This window comes from Shewanella sp. W3-18-1 (assembly GCF_000015185.1).
In the GTDB taxonomy this organism is placed as follows: Bacteria; Pseudomonadota; Gammaproteobacteria; order Enterobacterales; family Shewanellaceae; genus Shewanella; species Shewanella putrefaciens.
The window spans coordinates 4,033,834-4,054,056 of record NC_008750.1 but is presented as its reverse complement, the minus strand read 5'-3'; the positions used below and the strand labels follow the sequence as shown (position 1 = coordinate 4,054,056).

16 protein-coding genes are annotated in these 20,223 nt (G+C 45.6%); 11 read left to right on the top strand and 5 right to left on the bottom strand.

Annotation, left to right across the window (positions count from 1 at the left end; all coding sequences use genetic code 11):
* Window positions 1–197: 197 nt before the first annotated feature.
* From slyA to SPUTW3181_RS18385, 8 genes are all read left to right on the top strand, one after another.
* Complete coding sequence (slyA, locus tag SPUTW3181_RS18420; RefSeq protein ID WP_025008382.1) at window positions 198–671, top strand: transcriptional regulator SlyA; 474 nt, start codon at window positions 198–200, stop codon at window positions 669–671.
* An 8-nt stretch (window positions 672–679) separates the two neighbouring features.
* Window positions 680–1,738 (top strand): HlyD family secretion protein, encoded by a 1,059-nt coding sequence (locus SPUTW3181_RS18415; RefSeq protein WP_011790792.1) that lies wholly within the window; start codon window positions 680–682, stop codon window positions 1,736–1,738.
* 167 nt (window positions 1,739–1,905) lie between these two features.
* Window positions 1,906–2,934 (top strand): DUF2955 domain-containing protein, encoded by a 1,029-nt coding sequence (locus SPUTW3181_RS18410; protein WP_011790791.1) that lies wholly within the window; start codon window positions 1,906–1,908, stop codon window positions 2,932–2,934.
* A gap of 142 nt (window positions 2,935–3,076) precedes the next feature.
* Window positions 3,077–3,703, top strand: coding sequence for a c-type cytochrome (locus SPUTW3181_RS18405; protein ID WP_011790790.1), 627 nt, complete (start codon window positions 3,077–3,079; stop codon window positions 3,701–3,703).
* A 10-nt stretch (window positions 3,704–3,713) separates the two neighbouring features.
* Window positions 3,714–4,781: a c-type cytochrome gene (locus tag SPUTW3181_RS18400; protein WP_011790789.1), complete on the top strand. Its 1,068-nt coding sequence runs from the start codon at window positions 3,714–3,716 to the stop codon at window positions 4,779–4,781.
* A gap of 867 nt (window positions 4,782–5,648) precedes the next feature.
* Window positions 5,649–6,512 carry a hypothetical protein gene (locus SPUTW3181_RS18395; RefSeq protein ID WP_011790788.1) on the top strand — a complete coding sequence of 288 codons (864 nt, stop codon included), beginning with the start codon at window positions 5,649–5,651 and terminating at the stop codon, window positions 6,510–6,512.
* A 122-nt stretch (window positions 6,513–6,634) separates the two neighbouring features.
* Window positions 6,635–7,537 (top strand): hypothetical protein, encoded by a 903-nt coding sequence (locus tag SPUTW3181_RS18390; protein ID WP_041408465.1) that lies wholly within the window; start codon window positions 6,635–6,637, stop codon window positions 7,535–7,537.
* A 798-nt stretch (window positions 7,538–8,335) separates the two neighbouring features.
* The gene (locus SPUTW3181_RS18385; RefSeq protein WP_011790786.1) at window positions 8,336–8,665 is read left to right on the top strand and encodes a cysteine-rich CWC family protein; all 330 of its coding nucleotides are present in this window, start codon (window positions 8,336–8,338) and stop codon (window positions 8,663–8,665) included.
* 39 nt (window positions 8,666–8,704) lie between these two features.
* On the opposite strand, the gene SPUTW3181_RS18380 is transcribed toward SPUTW3181_RS18385, so the two are convergent.
* Both SPUTW3181_RS18380 and SPUTW3181_RS18375 read right to left on the bottom strand, forming a co-directional pair.
* Window positions 8,705–9,817 carry an energy transducer TonB gene (locus SPUTW3181_RS18380; protein WP_011790785.1) on the bottom strand — a complete coding sequence of 371 codons (1,113 nt, stop codon included), beginning with the start codon at window positions 9,815–9,817 and terminating at the stop codon, window positions 8,705–8,707.
* A gap of 179 nt (window positions 9,818–9,996) precedes the next feature.
* Entirely contained in the window at window positions 9,997–10,803 is an 807-nt protein-coding gene (locus tag SPUTW3181_RS18375; RefSeq protein ID WP_011790784.1) for a hydratase, read from the bottom strand.
* A gap of 318 nt (window positions 10,804–11,121) precedes the next feature.
* On the opposite strand from SPUTW3181_RS18375, the gene SPUTW3181_RS18370 reads away from it, so the two are divergent.
* Together SPUTW3181_RS18370 and SPUTW3181_RS18365 are read left to right on the top strand one after the other, a co-directional pair.
* Window positions 11,122–12,096 carry a DMT family transporter gene (locus tag SPUTW3181_RS18370; RefSeq protein ID WP_014609812.1) on the top strand — a complete coding sequence of 325 codons (975 nt, stop codon included), beginning with the start codon at window positions 11,122–11,124 and terminating at the stop codon, window positions 12,094–12,096.
* A gap of 29 nt (window positions 12,097–12,125) precedes the next feature.
* Complete coding sequence (locus SPUTW3181_RS18365) at window positions 12,126–12,740, top strand: HAD family hydrolase (RefSeq protein WP_011790782.1); 615 nt, start codon at window positions 12,126–12,128, stop codon at window positions 12,738–12,740.
* Here SPUTW3181_RS18365 and SPUTW3181_RS18360 read toward each other — a convergent pair.
* From SPUTW3181_RS18360 to uvrA, 3 genes are all read right to left on the bottom strand, one after another.
* Entirely contained in the window at window positions 12,737–13,108 is a 372-nt protein-coding gene (locus tag SPUTW3181_RS18360; protein WP_011790781.1) for a DUF6677 family protein, read from the bottom strand. The genes SPUTW3181_RS18365 and SPUTW3181_RS18360 overlap by 4 nt on opposite strands.
* A 138-nt stretch (window positions 13,109–13,246) precedes the next feature.
* The gene (locus SPUTW3181_RS18355; protein WP_011790780.1) at window positions 13,247–15,169 is read right to left on the bottom strand and encodes a DEAD/DEAH box helicase; all 1,923 of its coding nucleotides are present in this window, start codon (window positions 15,167–15,169) and stop codon (window positions 13,247–13,249) included.
* A gap of 304 nt (window positions 15,170–15,473) precedes the next feature.
* On the bottom strand, window positions 15,474–18,350 hold the full coding sequence (gene uvrA / locus SPUTW3181_RS18350; RefSeq protein WP_011790779.1) for an excinuclease ABC subunit UvrA: 2,877 nt from the start codon (window positions 18,348–18,350) through the stop codon (window positions 15,474–15,476).
* A gap of 398 nt (window positions 18,351–18,748) precedes the next feature.
* Between uvrA and SPUTW3181_RS18345 the strand changes: the two genes are divergently transcribed.
* On the top strand, window positions 18,749–20,116 hold the full coding sequence (locus SPUTW3181_RS18345; protein WP_011790778.1) for an MFS transporter: 1,368 nt from the start codon (window positions 18,749–18,751) through the stop codon (window positions 20,114–20,116).
* The last annotated feature ends 107 nt before the right edge of the window (window positions 20,117–20,223 follow it).

Sequence of the window (20,223 nt, the reverse complement as noted above, 5' to 3'; positions counted from 1 at the left end):
ATCCATCTAAATTATCTGTTTAATATTATAGAGATACAACATGACAATATTTGAGAGGGGACGAACCTTTTTAGGTTATTTTTCCTTCTTTACGTTGGTTTCGTGGTCTTGAACACAGATCTTTTTTATCCTCAATTATTTACTTAGCCTGCTAACTAAGTATAATGCTTAGCAGGCTAAGTAAACTGGTAAGCATGATGCAAACAGAATTAGAGCGTTTAAAGGAATTATCCCTCGCGGAACATTTAGGCCGTCTACATCGGTTGTGGCGCACTGTCGCCGATGTTGAATTGGCACCTTTAGGATTAACTCATCCACGCTGGACTGCCCTATGGAAACTGCTGCGTTTAGGCGACAACCTGAGTCAAAAAGTATTGGCCGATGCGCTAGAGATTGAATTGGCTTCGCTTATGCGTACTTTAGGGCAATTAGAGGAGCAGGGCTTAGTCGAGCGTCATTGCTGTGACAAAGATAAGCGGGCAAGGATTGTGAGTTTGACGCCTGCGGGATTAGAGGTTTTAAAGCAAATGGAAGCGCGGATTATTCAAGTTCGCCGTGAGTTACTCGATGGGATCAGTGCCAGCGAGCTCAGCGAATTTGAACGCATTATTAGCCTGATCAGTGACAACGCCAGCGCCAAATTAGCCAAGGTAACAGACACCATTTTGTGAGAAAAAAGATGACACCAGATCAACAATTTGCCCGTTTAGTAAAATTTGCCATGTTTGGCTTTGTGATGATTTTTGGCTATTTCATGCTTGCCGATACAGTGATGCCATTGACACCTCAAGCCATGGCTACCCGTGTGGTGACTAAAGTGACACCACAGATCAGCGGTAAAATTCAGACGATAGCGGTGACGAACAATCAAGCCGTCACTAAAGGTGATTTATTGTTTCAAGTCGATCCCGCGCCCTATGAGCTCGCAGTATCACAAGCTAAATTGGCACTAGAACAAGCTCGCCAAGACAATGCCGAATTAGATGCTTCACTTATCGCAGCTAAAGCGGATGTGAATGCGAGTAAAGCAACTGCATTACAAAAACGCAGCGAAGCTAAACGTCTGGATGCCCTATATGCCACCCACGGCGTATCGCAGCAACAGCGCGATCAGGCCGATAGTGATGCTGACGCCGCGGAAGCTAATTTACTCGCCGCCAATGCGCGCTTAGATAAACTTAAAGTGAGCCGTGGTGCTTATGGTGAGGCAAATCTTAAAGTTCGCCAAGCACTTAATAGCCTTGAACAGGCAGAACTGAATCTATCTTACACGCAGATTCGAGCCGATCAGGATGGTGTCGTCACTAACTTGCAACTTGAGGTCGGCAGTTTTGCCACTGTTGGTCAGCCACTGTTGGCCTTGGTCTCGGATAAAGTGGATATTATTGCCGATTTTCGCGAGAAAAGTCTGCGTGGGGTTAATGCCTCTTCAACTGCTTTGATTGCGTTTGATGGCGAACCCGGTCGTTTATATCGCGCTCAAGTCAGCAGCGTCGATGCGGGAGTGAGCGCAGGGCAATTCGATGCCAATGGGCGTTTAGCCGCGCCGCAGGAGTCTGACCGCTGGGTGCGTGATGCTCAAAGGCTCAGATTGCACTTAATTTTGGATGGCGATGGAATGAAAGACCTACCCTCAGGTGCGCGCGCTACGGTGCAGTTACTTCCGGATAATAGCCTGTTTGGTTTACTCGCTAAAGTGCAAATTAAAGTGATAAGCCTGTTGCACTATATTTACTAGCCATTTACTAGCCTATCTACTCGCGCTTCTCGCTGTTGAGGTCTAAGTGACTCGTGGTTGATTTGTATTTACCGCGAGTCGTAAAAGAGTTCACAACATAAGCATGAACGCAGCATAAGTCAGCTAAACATCCTCATTTAATGTATCGATAGAACAAGGCGACGAGCATGTTACTACGCCATAGCCCATTGACGGCCAACGATTTACGCCAGTGTTTACGGATTGCGACTGGCGCGACCTTAGGTTTTACCCTGTGTAAAATTTTTGGTTGGAGCAACGGGGTATTTTTCACTGTGACACCTATGCTACTCCTCGGATTAGTGCCCGTAATGAATGGTCATGCGATGCGCCAATTATTGGCCTCATCTGCCATAGCTGGGTTAGAGGTTGGGTTGCTCGGTGGTTTCTTTGGTAGCCATCCCGGCATGATGACTCCTATCGTGTTTTTGCTGTTTTTATACCGCTTTGCAGCCATGTCCCGTGGCAGTTTGTTTCTCTTTGGTGCTAACGGTGTGTTGAGTCTGAGTATCATGCTGCACTTTGCTAGTTATCCCGGCGTTGATTTAAACGATTTAATTTTCAGTAACTTTTGGGCAACAGCCCTTTCAGTTGTTATCGCCTACGCTATGATGGCACTCTGGCCCGATGTTGAACCAAGAGCGGCTTACAAGCCTGGGCCTAAGGCGCCGCATCGAATGCGCCACGAAGCCTTGCTTGGTGCGACCATAGCGACGGCATCGTTTCTGGTGTTCCAAATATTTGATCTGCGGGATTCGATGTCGGCTCAAGCAACCACTCTTTTACTGCTGTTTCCTATGCATTGGAATGGCGCACTCGACTATGCCCGTAAGCGCGCCATCGGTACTTTGTTGGGGGTGTCGTTTGGGATACTCGTGCAGTTACTGCTCTATGATTGGTCTGGGTTATTGGTGTTAGTTGTTCCTTTATTGTGGATTGGACTGATGATTTTTAGCCAAGCTCATGTGCGCGAGGCGAGTGGCTCTGGTGTCGGTTTTGGGGCTATGACCACCTTAGGGATTTTGTTTGGCCAGTATCTGACCCCAGGTAACGATTTAATCTTCAGTGCCTTATACCGAGTGAGCAGTATTTTAATCGCTATCGTTGGTACGCTACTTTTATGTTACCTGATACATAAGTTATTGAATCGTTTCGAATCGACGCGATTTGGTTATTGATTGTAATTAGATATATTAGATTTTTTTTATGCTTGTCGTTTTTAGGTTTGCGGAGTAAGGTAACAAGCATTATGTGTGAGCAAACCCACATAAATAACCTTATCCCTATGCTTTAGAGCTTACCTCTCTTTCAGGATAGAAAATGAATATTAGAACATTCGTCATAGGTCTAACCCTATGCAGCGGTTATGCAGCCGCCTCTGATGCGCCTTCTGGCAAACAATCGATGGACATTATCCCACCTGCAGCGCAACTCTGTGTGTCTTGTCATGGGGCAAAGGGTGAGGGTATTGACCCACTCGGCCCTCGATTAGCGGGATTATCTAAAGAATATATCTCGACACAATTGCAGCATTTCCAAGCGGGCGTTCGCCAAAACGCGACCATGATGCCGATGGCAATGACGCTCCAAGGTGACGGTATTGAGCAAGTCGCCCGTTATTTCGCCGCTAAGCCAGCCAATCACGTCAAGCCCGTTATCCGCGGTGAACAAGTTGTTTTTAATGACGACACCGCCCGTTTAGCCTATCAAGGTGATTGGTCCCGTGGTTTACCCGCCTGCGTGACCTGCCATGGTCCTTCTGCATTAGGTGGCGGCTTATTTCCCCGCTTAGCAGGCCAACAGGCGAGTTATATCAAAACGCAATTATTGGCATGGCAGTCGGGAACACGTAAAGGTGACGTCGATGGCATGATGGGGAGCGTCGCGAATAAGCTCACCGTCGCCGAGATTGATGCGTTAGCCAACTACTTTGCGAATTTAAAATAAGGAGCCGGCCATGAAATATTCCGCAATGTTATTACTGGCCGCGATGGGGTCGTTAACTGTGCAGGCACAAGCTGAAACTGAGCCAGTGCAAGAGCGCCCAGATAAGCAAGCTCCGCTGCCTTCTTTCCCTAAGGTAGCGGATCAAACCTATCTTACCCCTAGACCTTTGAGTGCGATTCCCGAAGGCGCTTTTGGTGACAAAGTGCGTTTAGGTTATCAACTGTTTGTGAATACCCAACAGCTGCGTGATAAGTATGTAGGTAATGAGCTTAACTGCACCAATTGCCATATGGATGCAGGCCGTAAAGCCAATGCATCCCCCCTCTGGGGCGCGTATTTTGCTTATCCGGCGTATCGTAAAAAAGATGATAAAGTCAGTAGCTTTGAAGAACGCATTCAAGGTTGTTTTAACTATTCGATGAATGGTAAAGCCCCGGCATCAGGTAGCCCTGAGTTAGTGGCGCTTTCTGCCTACGCTTATTGGTTAGGCATGGGCGGCTTGATGGATGAGGCTAATATCAGTGGCCCTGTTCCTGAGATCAGTGATGCTGAGTTAGTCAAAGGTGCTAAGCGGGATGACTTCCCATTACCAGAGGCATTAGCTAAGACGATGACAGTTGAGCAACGTGCTAACTTGCCGGGTCGAGCTTATCCTGAGATCCCAAAACCCGAAAAAGCCTATTCACCTGAACGAGGTAAAGCCGTGTATGTCGCCCATTGCCAAGCGTGCCATGGCGCCGATGGGCAAGGTCAAGCTATTGCGGGCGTGTATGCACTGCCGCCGCTGTGGGGACCTCAAAGTTATAACTGGGGAGCGGGAATGCACAGGGTCAATACTGCCGCATTTTTCATTTATGAAAACATGCCCTTTGGTAAGAGTATGCAGTTGACGAACCAACAAGCTTGGGATGTTGCCGCTTACATCAACTCCCACGAGCGTCCGCAGGACCCACGTAACAAGGGTGATGTGAAGCAAGCGCAGGAGAAATACCATAATGACAGTGATTACTATGGTCTCACAGTCGATGGCAAAGTGTTAGGCACTGAGGCCTATCCGATTTTTCCTAAGAAGTCGTAGTTGAGCCGCTGAGATTAAGTGCTCGTGATGAAGTAAAGTGAGTTAATGGATTAGACAAAAAAGCCAGTAAGCATTTAGCTTTGCTGGCTTTTTTATTGGTCAAATATGTGTTGGTCAATTCTACTGAGCGCTCTGTGATTTCAGGGTATTAATACTTAGTGGTTTAGCCCGCTAGTATCGGCTTGTCATGGTATTCGCTCACCGACACGCAGCCAGTCCATCTGTGGATGCTCGACCGCCCCGTCCATGGGGCGGACGGTCGTCTCGCAAATCACCATGACTCACCTTTCGAGCATTAGTGTTATCTGTCGCTTTAAAAGCATACGAAGATTTTCGCTATAAGTGGCTTATTCACTATCTCGAATGTGCAAAACGTATTGAGGGAGTCGAACCCTCTCTATGTTTTCTAAGAAGCTGATTTACTTTGGTTTTTGGTCAAAGGAAACAAACTCTTGTTACACCTTACTGTATTTCTTCAAGAATTGGAAAGACCACGTGATGTTTACATCATCTACAAAAGAGCTCTAGACATACAGTTATAATCGGGAATTAATCAAACAGCTTCAAAAGCGAGCCTAAAAGCTATCGATTCTGGCATGAACATTTATGCTTTTAAGAGAAAAGATTAATCTTTACCTCCACTGTACTGGTCAACCAAAACTGGACACCTTACTTGTTTAGTACGTTAAATACTTCTCGTTAAACAAAGTCTCTATTTTTTAAATAGAAATATTGATGGAATGCCGAAAATTATGCTAACCCATTGGTATTATTTACTATTTACCAGTACCATATCACTCGCATCCTCAATGCAGCTTAGCTTTTATTCGAAGTGTAGGTAATAAACTGTTAGGTTAAAGGAAATATATGATCACAGGAAAAGATGTTGTTTTAGCGTCTCAAAAAGACTTAGAGAGCCTCTTTATTCCTGAGGCTAATTTTGAGTTAAAAATTGAGTTAGATTCAAGTTCTCGTCATCATGCTAGTGTTGTAGGTACAGGGAAGAATTTACGAATCAGATTTTCTAAGGACTTCTGTTCAGCTGAAGTAGCAGATATTGATGCATTTCACTTTTTTGCCCTAATAATTGGTCATGAAATTGCACACTATATGCATGCGCATAATGAGCACAATGATCAAACTGAGTTCGATAGTAAAAGTATCGAAGCTTTTACCGATTTCTTTGGTACGCGAGTGATGATGACTCTCATTACTTATGGTCAGAACTATATCGGGCTTTATGAAAAACTTGGCTTCAAGTTTCACAGTGGAAAAGTGTTAGATAGTATTGGTACTGCTATAGCAAAGCTTTCAGACTCATTGTTCAAGACTGATTCTAAAAATTATCCAAATTGTATTTCTAGAGTAGGTTTTTGTGCTGCTGGAGTTACTTCATTTTTAGATAAAAAATTTGGAAACATCAATATTCAGCGCTCAATGGATGCATTAACACGCATTTACACTGCGGGAAACCTTCCTCAACTTTTTAAACTTCAATCTGACGAGTTTGATATGGATCCTGACTTGATTGTACGTTCAGATGAGGTACATAAAGTGATTCAAGGTATAAAACTAAGTATTTCTCAAGGGGTAAAACCACAGTATTTTAAGTATATTGGTACATCCTATCACTCTACTGAGCAGTCTAGAGAAGTGTATATTGAGACTTTAATAAGCCTTGCCAAAGGACAAGGTTTTGACCTTCCTAAATTAACCAAAAAAACAATTTAGGAGCGACTCACCATTCTTGGAATTTGTACTTTTGATCTAATTTAGTGAATGCAGCATTCACATAAAATTGTGTGGTAGTGTGCAGCACACCTTAATTGAGTGTCATGTTTAACGAGGTAAGCTTGAGCGGAATTAAAATTACTTTTGCATATGATCGCAATGGCGTCAGGGTAAATGCTGATACCTACGGTGTATTCCCTATTGCATATCCTTTAACCTGTCCAGACAAAAATTGTGATGCTTTTGTGGAACACGTAAATGGCTATAAGCGTGAAAGTTATGGCAAACAACAATTTGTTCCCGCATTTTTCCGTCTTGAAAAAGGTTTCGACCATAGTAAACATTGTACTTATAAAGCATCGGGAAGGGATACGATTGTTGCTGGTGAGTCAGATCATGAAGTAACTGATGCTTTAGCAAAAGGAGAATTTTTGTTTCGTATTCATGTTATGGATGCGGAAGAATTCAGAAGGCTCAAAGATAAATCTGACTCTTTTATTCAATTCCCTCCAAACAACACTACAGAACGAAAATATCGCACAAAAGGTCGAAAATCTACCTATGTCCGTACAATGAATAGCTTATTAGATATATACAATCATGGTCGCCTTAACCCAGATGACCGAGAAAAAATAAAGTTAATCATTGGTGGCAAGCTTGTAAAATGGGTAGATTTTTTTTATTCAACAAATCATTTAGGTAGCCTAAAAACAAGGCTGCATAGTGAGGGGATCGTTCAAGCAGCGGTTATTGTAAAAGTCAGTGTTATAGGTTTGCCTAATAAGAGAAAAGGCGGCTTTTGCTTCATTGAATGCAGGCCTAAAACAACAGGAAAAGGTAAGCCAATATATACAACACTTAAGCTAGCAAAACGGTTACCCAGTGAAGTTTTTAGGCTTAATAAAAGCATAATGGTTTTAGGGAAGTTTACTATTCCTAGTCCGTCTGACCGCGTAACTCCTTCATACTTGGGTAACGAAATTCGCACACTGGTTTCTCATGAACAACAAGTTGTCGTAATATAAACATAATTAAGCATTTAAGAATGATTGCTAACGATTAGCATTTTTGGTTCAAGGTGGGGTTTCGTTTTCATGGCGCAAAGCTTTAAGTGAGGTCGAATAGTTGCTTACCTTTGTATGGCGTTATATCTGTTGACGCTTCATTCCAAAGACTTCATTGGTAACATATAAGTCTTATACAGACTTAATATTAGCACCATAAAAACAGGTCACCATGTATGCATCTGTGAACACACTTGCTATAACACAGGAATGCGGTTCACTGAGCCAAATGAATACATCAAAATATCATTTAAGTTAGATAACTTGATGAATACAACCAATTGAACTTTATTGAAACATCCATTGTTAAATTTAGTGACAGGTATACTCGGGAATTAACGAGATTAAGTACTTGCATGGAAGTGACCGTTGGCGGCATGGCCGCTCATTCACATCCATGTGATCGCGGCATTCGCACATCCATATGCAGCAGATGTCGCCGTCGAGCCCTCAGGGATGACCCATTTCTAAATCAAAGTTGGCGTGTCACTGGAGTGCAAGTGCTTAATCTTTTGGCAAATCAGGAAAGGACGCTTTACAGTATCTGACCGATAGGGGCATAGAGAATATCACTATAATGCCTAGGACATTATTAACACTTCTTTTTAAATCATAAGCAGGCGTGTCACTGGGAAAACAATGGCAATTAATACTGCATAACTCAGCAGCTTTGCCTTGGTGGGAAACAACTCAGCCTGAGTTGCAAAAATCTATTATGATCTCCGCGCTATAAAAACTTATCTTGCTATAAGGATTACCGTGTCTCAGCCATCGGAACAACCTAAGTTCGAAACTGCGAAAATTTGCCCTTTGTGCCAAGGCGCGAATCAATGTGCTGTGATTTTAGGTAAGGGCATTAAGGACTGTTGGTGCGCTCAGCAAACATTTCCATCTTTGGCCGTCTTGCAAGCACAAGCATCTGATTCGCTGCAAGGGGCATTAAGCCCTATTTTACCGCCTAGCGATGCGTGTATTTGCCAAGCTTGTTTAGTCCAACTCAAGCTGGGTTTAAGTCTGGACCAGCTTAAAGCGCAGGATGAAAAAAGCCCATCGAGTGTGAGCGATGGGCTAGGTTATGAGGCGAAGTAACGGCTATTTCTTTATTACAGGCTATTCATAGGTATTGGGTTACTTATCTATGGTGTAATCCAGTTGCACGCTAGTTTGTGCCTCAACGGCTTTACCATTTTCAAACTTAGGTGCGTAACGCCATTTATCTAGGGTTTTAATACTTTCTTTTTCAAATAAAGCGCCGCCCTTAGAGGCAATAATTTCAGGATTTTTCACAAAACCATGTTCATCGACGGTAAATTTAAGCTGAACCCAGCCACTTTTCCTTTGTTGTACGTAGGACATTGGGTAGTTTGGTACGATACGGAAAATCGGTTGTTGCTCTTGTTCGTCGGTCCATGGGCGCATTTTGCCGATAGCAATACAATGGGCGGTGGATTCGTCACGCTTTCCTTGGCGCTCATAGAGTTCAACTAAATAAGCGTGGGCACTTAAGGCATAGGGATGACTGTAATTAAGTACATCGAACTGTTTAACCACTTCTTTTAGTAAAGGTTCGGCTTTTTTATCATGTTTTTCCGCAAATTCAACGGCGCCCACAATATAGGTTGCCTTGACTCTATCTAATGCATTTTCGGGAAGAATTTCTTTATAAATATCATAGGCATCGAAGGCATAGTTTCTTATGCTTTTGGTGTATAGCTCAGTATTGGATAAGCGATTGAAGGCGGCCATTTTTACATCGGCTATGAGTTTTTTATTATCCGATTTTTCTGCGATATCAATTGCTGCTTGCAGGTAATCTTTTGCAACCTTAGCTTTGCTCTCGGTTATAGCAGATCCTAGCAAGGGATCGATAAGCTCCAGTGCCTCTTTGCCGTAATGGACTTTATAGTTTGCTAATGCGATTTGATATAGCTCATTCGCCTTGGCAGTTTGTGCTAGGTTTTTTTCTGCAAATGGGTAGGGTGCAACTTGCTTTTCTATTGCGCTGGCCCAGTTTATGGCGAGATTCGCTAAGTCGATACTGTCCTTGGCATATTGAGCTTCGCCGAGTTGATAAGCGGTTTTAGCACTCGCTTCAATATTCGCGGCATCGCCCTTTTCAACGGCGGCTTGATAGTCACTATAGGCTTTGGCAAAGCTATTTTCTGAGGCATGCACGCTAAGAGAAGTGCCTAAAGTGAGGGCAAGAAGACAGGCGATTGGCAGCATTTTTCCGTGTGACATTCTATATATCCTTATTATTAATGAAGTTGGATGATACATAGATGTGGATTATGGGACAAGTCAGTTTGGTTTTTGTTAATTTGCGGTAGAGGTGCTGAGCACTTAGATTGAAAATAGGCGAGCCCAGTTGTCACTGGGTCGCTTACTTTATTTGTTGTTATGACTAAATGACTACCGGATTATTTGGCAATAAAAGTCACGGCGAACTGCCCAAGCGCGCCGTATTCAAATTTGCAGACCTGTGCCAATGGCAGATCGAGCACGCCAGCGTAGGAGCCTGTGATCACATATTGCCCTTGCGTTAAGCCAATGCCTTTGGCGGATAAAAAGTTAACTAACCAGTAGAGTCCCGCCTTAGGGAAACCGTTAGGGTGAATGGCGGATTTTTGCAGAGTATCGCCATCCTGAATATCAACACGGAGTTCAAAACGGCTCGTCTCTAAACCTTCTTGCGGATTAAGTACTGGCCCTAACCACAGCCCTTGATTGACTAAGCCATCGGCGAGGGCATCAAAATGTGTCGCTTCACTGGGTGTGTGGTAGCGGCTTTTGATCAATTCCAAGGCTAAGCGTGTATGGCCTAAGGCCGCATCGATTTCAGCCTCAGTGTAAGGAGTGCTTCTTGGCGGTAAATCAACGCCAATCTCGAAGGCGAGTTCAGGTTCGACTCGGGCAAGCCCTTTAGTCGATGGATAGAGTGGGCAAGTGGTCGATTGTTGGTACACATCAACTTGATAAATAGGCGCCACCACGGTTTTTTCCGCTGTGGGTAAGAGGCATTTCCACGCCGCGATAGGATTGTTATCGCTTGCCTTATATAGTTCTGCTACGGCTTGTTGAATAGCGAAGGCCTGTTCGAAGCTGGTTGGCCTTAGTTCTGGGATCAGTAAATCGCCGCTCGTGCCTGCGGCGCGGCGCTCGGCTAATTCTTTGGCTGCAGTATTAATATGCGTTTTAACTTGTTCGAGTGTGGCGGTAGATAACATTAACTTTCCTATTTAAAGCGTTAGCTTAAAAAGACGTGGCCTAGGGAGTGTGTGGCAGAAGCCATTTTTATGGGCCAAATATACTCGGTTATTGGCAACGCGGGAAATGCCAATGTTGGCTTTCGGGGTAAATCTGCTGTCGTTGATTCAAACGTAGGGCCAATATTTCAGCCATCGTAAGATGCTGATACTTGCCTCACATAAGTGTCAGCTAAAGTATCCAATCTAACGCGAATGTTTCCATGATGATCCGCTAGATATTGTGTTAGCTCAGTGCCAGAATGGCTGTCCATTTTGCGGTTTCTACTGGACTCCTTCGTGAATCTTAGCCATAACGCCCCTCAGGCAAATAATCATGCTCAACTCGGGCTCCTATTCATCTCAGTTGCGGTTTTATTTTGGGGTATTTTACCCATAGCATTGAAACTGTCGGGTGCGTTTATCGATCCCATTACCTTGACTTGGTTTCGTTTTTTAGTCGCATGGCTAGTGAGCTTAGTCATCCAGTGGAGTGCGGGCAGTTTAAAACAATTTGCGGGACTGACGGGAACGGCCTGGTTAAGGTTGGTGCTTGCTGGCATCTTTTTGATGCTTAACTACGTTTCATTTGTGTATTCCCTCGATTTTCTTGCACCGGGTGCCGCCCAGCTTAACTTCCAAACCTCACCCTTTTTCCTCGCCTTTGGTGGTGTGTTGTTTTTTAAGGAACGGCTTAATGCGGTGCAGCTCAGCTGTTTTGCGACTTTAGCATTAGGTATGTTGATGTTTTTCCATCCGTATTTAGATTTTTCTGCATCGGATAATCATCAGGTTTGGCTTGGGGTGATGATTATTCAGTTCTCTGCCTTATCGTGGACGACCTATGCGTTATTACAAAAATCCTTATTGAACCGTTTATCGCCCGCGAACGTACTATTAGTGCTCTATGGTTTAGGCATTGTGGTTATGGCACCCTTTAGTGACTTTAGTCAGTTCGCCAACATGGACAGTTTCGATTGGCAGGTTGCCCTGTTTTGCGCTGCCAATACACTGATCGCCTATGGTTGTTTTGGTCAGTCGATAAAATATTGGCCGACGGCACAGGTGAGCGCCATGTTGGCCCTAACACCCGTATTTAGCTTTAGTGCCACGGCGTTAGTGGTGAGCCTTGGCTGGTGGCCAGAAGTATTCCGTGCTGATGAATTAGATGGTCTATCTCTGCTGGGGATTGGCGTGATTATTGTGTCTGTGATGGTGGTGCAATTGCTGCCTATGTACCGTAATCGTCAGGCGAAGCGTTTACAGGCTGCCTAACGCATACATTTTATTTATGGGAAAGGCCAGTGATCACTAGACTCAGCGAATTAAAACTTCAGGATATCCGTGGCGTCATCTTCGATCTCGACGGTACGCTTGCGCATTCTAATCCCGATTTTGCTGGGCTGCGGCGTGAATTGGGGAGTCATTCTGGCACGGATATCTTGGCCCATGTTGAGAGTCTGAGTGCGGGTGAAGCACGGGCTAAGGCGTTAGACATTGTCCATGAGTACGAAAGGCAAAGTTCACTCAATGCTCGTTGGATTGATGGCGCGAGGGAGCTTATCGAATGCCTACGGGCCAAGTCACTGCCCTTGGCTATTTTGACTCGCAATATGCCAGAAGCGGCGCAAATTACTATCGAAAAACTGGGTATTGATATCCCTTTAGTGCTGACCCGTTACGATGCAGAGCCTAAGCCGCATCCCGAAGGTATTCACCTTATTTGCCAGCAGTGGCAACTCGCGCCCGCTGATATTTTATATATAGGCGATTATCTGTTTGATCTGCAAACTGCGCGTAATGCAGGTAGCCGCTGCGCCCTCTATTGTCCTGAAACCATTCCCGATTATGCCAAGGGCGCCGATATGCTCGTTACTTGCTACCATAGCTTTATTGAAGCATGGACAGTTGGCGACTAGGCATTGTTTTGGGCCGTGACTGCATCTTGCTTATCTTGTTTCAGTCCCAAGCGCACACTATCTAGTAAGGCAATTAGCCAGCAGAGGATAAAGCCATACATTAACTTGTCTGCACCATCCCGAATAGTTGCGGTGGTTTGTTTGGTCACTTCGGCCGCAATCACGCCTATATCCAACGGCAAAACGCCAGTTTGAATATCAAGCGAGATAAGCTGTGCGACTTGCATGACTTGTTGCAGCATCAGGCCGAGACTCAGTATTGCCAGTACAAAAAACACTAGGCCAGTGCGTTTATGCTTAAGATAGAAATGGCCGCTGCCGGGGGCGACGAAGGCGGATAATAGTCCAGCGGTAAGGGCTTTTTTCATGGGAGTCGATTACTTATGCCATTAAACTCTTTGGATATTAGACACTAAGCTTTATCTTTGCTAAAGGCAAACTAAGACAAAATCAAGCCAACAAAAAAGGAGCCTAAGCTCCTTTTTTAGTCTCTAGCTTAAGCTAGATTAGTCTTCACGTGGTTTACGTGGCTTACGCTCACCGGCAGGTTTGTCTGCACGTGGTTTGCGATCAGCAAATGGTTTGTCACCCGTAGACGCAGCGCGAGGCTTACGATCACCCGCTGGGCGGTCACCCGTTGGACGATCGCCACGTGGTTTACGGTCACCAGCAGGACGGTCTGAACGAGCACTGCGGCCTGAATCAACAAATACTTGATCGCCAGCTTCGCGGATGTTCAATGGCTTGCCACAAACACGTACTTTACGTAGGTGCTGTAACACGTCTTTTGGCATGCCGTCTGGCAGGTCAACGGTAGTCACTGCATCGTAAAGTTGGATTGCGCCAATGTAACGGCTGTCAATGTTGGCTTCGTTCGCGATAGCGCCAACGATGTTACCCACACCCACACCATTCTCACGACCTACGTCGATAACGTAACGACACATTTTTAAATCTGGGTTGTCTTTCAACGCTTCAGCTGAGCCTAAGCTGGCTGGCATTGGACGCGGTTCGCGACTTCTGCGTTCACCACGCTCACCACCACGGTCATTACGATCACTTCCGCGGTCGCTACGTTCACTGCGCTCATTACGTTCATCACGAACGCGTTCTTGAATGGCTGGCAATTGCAGAGGACGTTCTTGTTGAACTTGCTGTAACAAGGCTGCGGCTAGCAGATCGGTATCGACTTCTAACTGTTGGCATAATTGAGCAACAGCTTCTTTCATAAAATCTAAATCGCCGTTGATGGTTTCAGCCAATTGCTCACCTAAGCGAGACAGACGACGTTCTGCAACTGTCTCTGGACTTGGGATTTTCATTGGTGAAATACGACTGTTAGTTGAACGCTCGATAGTGCGCAGCATGCGCATTTCACGGCTTGTCACAAACAGGATCGCCATACCAGTACGGCCAGCACGGCCTGTACGGCCAATACGGTGCACATAAGCTTCGGCATCATACGGAATATCGTAGTTCACAACGTGACCAATACGCTCAACGTCAAGACCACGGGCCGCAACGTCAGTCGCAATTAGAATGTCTAACTTGCCACGTTTCAGTTGGTCAACTGCACGCTCACGGGCTTGCTGGTTCATGTCACCGTGTAGTGGTGATGAAGCATAACCGCGGGCTTCTAACTTTTCAGCTAACTCAACACATGAGTTACGAGTACGCACGAATATGATCACACCTTCAGTGTTTTCAACTTCTAATACACGTACTAAAGCTTCAAGTTTGTTGTGTTGTGACACTTGCACAAAACGCTGTTCGATTGATTCAACCGTCGTTTGGCTTGATTCGATACGAACATGCACAGGGCTGCGTAAATGTTGGTTAGCAACACGCTTAATTTGCTCTGGCATAGTGGCAGAGAATAACGCCAATTGGCGCTCGCTTGGCGTGTGCTCAAGGATCCATTCGATATCGTCGATGAAGCCCATTTTTAACATTTCATCGGCTTCATCAAGCACGAGTGCTTTTAATGAATCAAGTTTCAAGGTACCGCGACGCATATGGTCCATAACACGACCTGGCGTACCCACGATAACCTGTGGACCACGTTTCAGGGCATTCAACTGTTGTTGCATGCTTTGACCGCCGTAAATTGGCAGAACGTGGAAATTCTTCATAAATTTGGCATAGCTACTAAATGCTTCAGCAACCTGAACCGCTAATTCACGCGTTGGCGCTAATACTAAAATTTGCGGTGTAGTTTGGCTGGTGACTTTGTTAAGTAGCGGCAGCGCGAAGGCGCCAGTTTTACCTGTACCTGTTTGAGCTTGACCTAAAATATCTTTGCCAGCCATAAGTGGATCAATACTGGCTGATTGGATTGGCGTGGGTTTTTCATAACCTAGCTCGTCAAGAGCACGCAACAAATTCTCGGACAGGCCGAGTTCACGGAAAGTTCTTTCATCGGATGACATTGGGTTGTAGCCTTGTGGATGCGCGCGCGAAATGGCGCTAATAGTTTCACAGACAGAAAATCAACCCCGTGTCGATTTCCCGCGAACGACGGATTATAGCAGCATAGCAGCCACTTTACCAATCAGAGTCACACTATTTAACCTGTTTTCTGCATTTTTTTCGCTAAAACTGAGCAAGAAACGCGCCACTTCCCATTAATTCTTTAAATATTCAACATTTAATTGAAGTAATTCAAATGCAGACTCAGTTAAAGAAGCGCAGTCCCTAAACGACTGCGCTTCTAAATATAATCGCGGTTGGTTTTTACGCCTTGGCTTTTTTAGCCTTTGCCAGTTCAACATCCCGTTTTAACAGTGGCTTTAAGAAGCGTGCCGTATGGGAGGTTGGATGTTCGGCGACGTCTTCTGGCGTGCCTGTGGCTAAGATCATGCCGCCACCACCGCCGCCTTCTGGGCCTAAGTCGATAATCCAGTCCGCGGTTTTGATCACGTCCAGATTATGCTCAATCACCACAATGGTATTGCCGTGGGATTTAAGGCGATGCAGTACATCGAGCAGTAGTTGGATATCGGCAAAGTGTAAGCCTGTGGTCGGTTCGTCCAAGATATACAAGGTTTTACCTGTGTCACGTTTGGACAGCTCCTTGGCGAGTTTCACCCTTTGGGCTTCACCGCCCGAAAGCGTGGTCGCGCTCTGGCCGAGGCGCACATAGGACAAACCCACATCCATCAAGGTTTGCAGTTTACGGGCAATGGCAGGTACGGCATCGAAGAACTGACGCGCATCTTCCACTGTCATCTGCAGTACTTCGTGAATATTCTTGCCTTTATAGCGTACTTCTAAGGTTTCGCGGTTATAGCGCTTACCTTTACAGGAATCGCAGGGCACATACACATCGGGTAGGAAGTGCATTTCGACCTTGATCAAGCCGTCGCCTTGGCAAGCCTCACAGCGTCCACCTTTGACGTTAAAGGAGAAACGGCCGACTTGATAACCTCGAGTACGTGACTCTTGGGTGCCGGCAAAAATCTCGCGGATCGGGGTGAAGATGCCCGTATAAGTGGCAGGATTCGAGCGCGGTGTACGGCCAATCGGACTTTGGTCGATATCGACCACTTTGTCGCACAGTTCCATCCCTTCGATACGATCATAGGGTGATGGCTCATCCACAGTCGCTCCGTTGAGCATCCTATGGGCGATTTTGAAGAAGGTATCGTTGATTAAGGTCGACTTACCTGATCCAGACACACCTGTCACACAAGTGAACAATCCCACAGGAATGGTTAAATCGACATTGCGCAGGTTGTTACCGCGAGCGCCAAATAATTGGATGACTTGGTTTTTGTCAAACGGAATGCGCGGCGTATCGATATGAATGCTGCGCTTACCGGAAATATATTGGCCGGTGACCGATTCTTCACAGGCGATGATCTTCTCTATCGGACCGTCGCAAATCACTTCGCCGCCGTGCACTCCTGCGCCTGGACCGATATCGATCACATGATCCGCCATACGGATTGCATCTTCGTCATGCTCAACCACAATCACAGTGTTACCCAAATCCCGCAGATGGATCAGGGTTTGCAACAGGCGTTCGTTATCCCTTTGATGCAGACCAATTGAGGGTTCGTCGAGCACATACATCACGCCAACAAGCCCTGCACCGATTTGGCTGGCGAGTCGAATACGCTGGGCTTCACCGCCGGAAAGGGTTTCAGCCGAGCGTGACAGGCTCAAATAATTGAGACCTACGTTGACAAGAAAGCCTAAGCGATCGCGGATTTCCTTTAAAATCTTCTCGGCAATCTGCGCCTTTTGGCCGCTAAATTCGACTTTCTCGAAGTAGTCCAAGGCTTCACCAATTGACCAAGTGGTGAGTTTGGGTAGGTTGAGATCGCCAATAAACACATGACGGGCCTCTTCACGTAGACGCGAGCCACCACAGCTTTGACAGGCTTGAGTATTGATAAACTTGGCTAATTCATCACGTACCGAGTTACTTTCGGTTTCGCGATAGCGCCTGTCCATATTGTTTAGAATGCCTTCGAAGGGGTGATTACGCACCACTACATCGCCACGGTCATTAATGTATTTAAAGGCAATGCTTTCTTTGCCTGAACCATAGAGTACGATTTTGCGGACTTTTTCACTCAGTTGTTCGAAGGGGGCTTCCACATCAAACTTATAATGCTCGGCAAGTGAACTGAGCATTTGGAAATAATAGAAGTTGCGTCTATCCCAGCCACGAATCGCACCGCCTGCCAGTGAAAGCTCGGTATTAGTGATCACGCGCTCTGGGTCGAAAAATTGCTGCACGCCTAAACCGTCACAGGTTGGGCACGCCCCCGCAGGATTATTAAAGGAGAAAATCCGTGGCTCTAATTCTGCCATTGAATAACCGCAATGCGGGCAGGCAAAGTTAGCGGAAAAGATGAGCTCGTCACTCTTGGTCTTACCGTCACCTTCATTCATGCTGGCAACGATGGCAATGCCGCCGGAGAGTTCTAGCGCAGTTTCAAAGGACTCAGCTAAGCGTTGCTGGATATCGTCACGTACTTTAAAACGGTCAACGACCACTTCAATGGTGTGTTTTACGTGTAAATCCAGTGTTGGTGGATCGGTTAAATCGCATACTTCACCGTCGATACGGGCACGGATATATCCCTGAGCGGCTAAGCCTTCCAGCAGTTTAACGTGTTCACCCTTACGGGCGTTGACCACAGGGGCTAATAGCATTAAGCGGCTATCTTGGGGCATTTCCAAGACTTTATCGACCATCTGACTGACGGTTTGCGCTGCCAAAGGTTGATTATGCGTTGGACAGCGTGGCTCGCCTACACGAGCAAATAGTAGACGTAGGTAATCGTAAATCTCGGTAATGGTCCCCACCGTAGAGCGCGGGTTATGGGATGTCGATTTTTGCTCGATAGAGATGGCTGGGCTTAAACCTTCAATATGGTCTACATCGGGTTTTTCCATCAAACTTAAGAACTGACGAGCGTAGGCTGATAGGGACTCAACGTAACGTCGTTGGCCTTCGGCATATAAAGTATCAAATGCAAGGGAGGATTTGCCGGACCCAGATAAACCTGTGATGACAATCAGTTTATCCCTTGGGATAGTCAGGTTGATATTTTTGAGATTGTGGGTGCGGGCGCCGCGTATTTCAATCTTATCCATCTATCACTCAAGTCATATGCGTTTAAAAAAATGAGCATAAGTATCGCACAGTTCTGCCGCTGAGTTTAGTTGATTCTGTGATCTAAACCTATTCCATACCTTGTCGCTTTTAAGCCTTTATAGAGGAGTGTTGTACTTCCTTTGGGATATAAGTCTATGAGGATTAACTAAGATTAATGCGATATGTTATATGGCCTTCATTATATTCGTGACCGCTTGGTTAGCATATTGTAATGGTAGCGTAATGGCATTATTGACCTATGAAGGTGTAATGCTCGTTTTTCAAGGACAAATAGGGCGTGCAAACACTGTGGACTAGGCCACGATTTCCTTTTGAGCAAACCCTTTTGGGTGTGATAACATGCGCCCCCTAAAAGACTTCATATTAGGGCATAATCATGGGTAACAACGGGCTTTCAGGTACTGAGAAAAAAGTCGCGTTTTCTTTAGCCAGTGTATTTGGTTTACGCATGATGGGCTTATTTATGATCATGCCCGTCTTTGCGCTTTATGGTCAGCACCTCGAAGGTTTTTCGCCTCTGTGGGTGGGTATTGCTATCGGCGCCTATGGTCTGACTCAAGCCGTGCTGCAAATCCCTATGGGGATTTTATCTGACAAGTATGGTCGCAAGCCGATTATTCTTGGTGGCTTAGTGTTGTTTGCTGTCGGTAGTGTTATCGCAGCTAATGCAGATACAATTTATGGCGTTGTGTTTGGCCGAGCAGTGCAGGGGATGGGCGCGATTGCAGCCGCAGTACTGGCGCTTGCAGCAGATTTAACCCGTGATGAACAACGTACAAAGGTGATGGCGATCATCGGCATGTGCATCGGGCTATCCTTTGCCCTGTCTTTGCTAATGGGGCCGATAGTCGCGCAGCATCTTGGGTTGACAGGATTATTTTGGTTAACGGCTGTATTGGCGATTGTGGGTATGTTGTTGATCCAATTTTTAGTGCCTAATCCCATCACTCAGGCGCCGAAAGGTGACACGTTAGCCACTCCCGCTAAGCTCAAACGTATGTTCCTTGAGCCGCAATTATTTAGGCTTAACGCTGGGATTTTTATCCTGCATTTAGTGCTTACCGCTGTATTTGTGGCCTTACCGCTAGATCTGGTTGATGCGGGGCTGGTTAAAGAAAAACATTGGATGCTGTATTTTCCCGCTTTCGTGGGCGCATTTATTTTAATGGTGCCGTTAATCATCATTGGGGTTAAGCGTAAGAATACTAAAGCCATGTTCCAAATTGCGCTGGTGATCATGATATGTTCATTGGCTGGTATGGCAATATTTGCCAGTAATCTATGGGCTTTGAGTGCGGCGGTATTATTGTTTTTTACTGGTTTTAACTATCTCGAGGCATCATTACCGAGCTTAATTGCTAAATTCTGTCCCGTAGGGGAGAAAGGTTCTGCCATGGGGGTATATTCCACAAGCCAATTCTTAGGGGCATTTTGTGGTGGTATGCTCGGTGGCGGTGCTTTTCAGCTCGTGGGCGCCGTCGGGGTCTTTATTGTTGCTGTGATCTTAATGTCTATATGGTTATTCCTGACATTAGGTATGCAAAATCCTGTACTGTTAAAGAGTTACACCTTAGAAGCCGAAGTAAAAGATAAGGCGCAAGCGCGCGATATGGCAACCCAGTTATCGCAATTAATGGGTGTTGTTGAAGCTATAGTTGTACTGGACGAGAAGGTGGCTTATCTCAAGGTAGACGAGCATTTCGATTTAAGAGAAGCCCGAGCTGTGTTAGGCTCTGCTCAATAATATGTGTGATAGCCAAAGTATTTTGGGACCTAGATTTCCCCTTATGGCAACACTGATAAACAACATACTGAATTAATAGATTATTTAAAGAATCGCAGGAGATTTCA

Coding starts and splice junctions, on each gene's coding strand:
- slyA (WP_025008382.1), top strand. CDS start 198: ATGCAAACAGAATTAGAGCGTTTAAAGGAATTATCCCTCGCGGAACAT.
- SPUTW3181_RS18415 (WP_011790792.1), top strand. CDS start 680: ATGACACCAGATCAACAATTTGCCCGTTTAGTAAAATTTGCCATGTTT.
- SPUTW3181_RS18410 (WP_011790791.1), top strand. CDS start 1,906: ATGTTACTACGCCATAGCCCATTGACGGCCAACGATTTACGCCAGTGT.
- SPUTW3181_RS18405 (WP_011790790.1), top strand. CDS start 3,077: ATGAATATTAGAACATTCGTCATAGGTCTAACCCTATGCAGCGGTTAT.
- SPUTW3181_RS18400 (WP_011790789.1), top strand. CDS start 3,714: ATGAAATATTCCGCAATGTTATTACTGGCCGCGATGGGGTCGTTAACT.
- SPUTW3181_RS18395 (WP_011790788.1), top strand. CDS start 5,649: ATGATCACAGGAAAAGATGTTGTTTTAGCGTCTCAAAAAGACTTAGAG.
- SPUTW3181_RS18380 (WP_011790785.1), bottom strand. CDS start 9,817: ATGTCACACGGAAAAATGCTGCCAATCGCCTGTCTTCTTGCCCTCACT.
- SPUTW3181_RS18375 (WP_011790784.1), bottom strand. CDS start 10,803: ATGTTATCTACCGCCACACTCGAACAAGTTAAAACGCATATTAATACT.
- SPUTW3181_RS18360 (WP_011790781.1), bottom strand. CDS start 13,108: ATGAAAAAAGCCCTTACCGCTGGACTATTATCCGCCTTCGTCGCCCCC.
- SPUTW3181_RS18355 (WP_011790780.1), bottom strand. CDS start 15,169: ATGTCATCCGATGAAAGAACTTTCCGTGAACTCGGCCTGTCCGAGAAT.
- uvrA (WP_011790779.1), bottom strand. CDS start 18,350: ATGGATAAGATTGAAATACGCGGCGCCCGCACCCACAATCTCAAAAAT.
- SPUTW3181_RS18345 (WP_011790778.1), top strand. CDS start 18,749: ATGGGTAACAACGGGCTTTCAGGTACTGAGAAAAAAGTCGCGTTTTCT.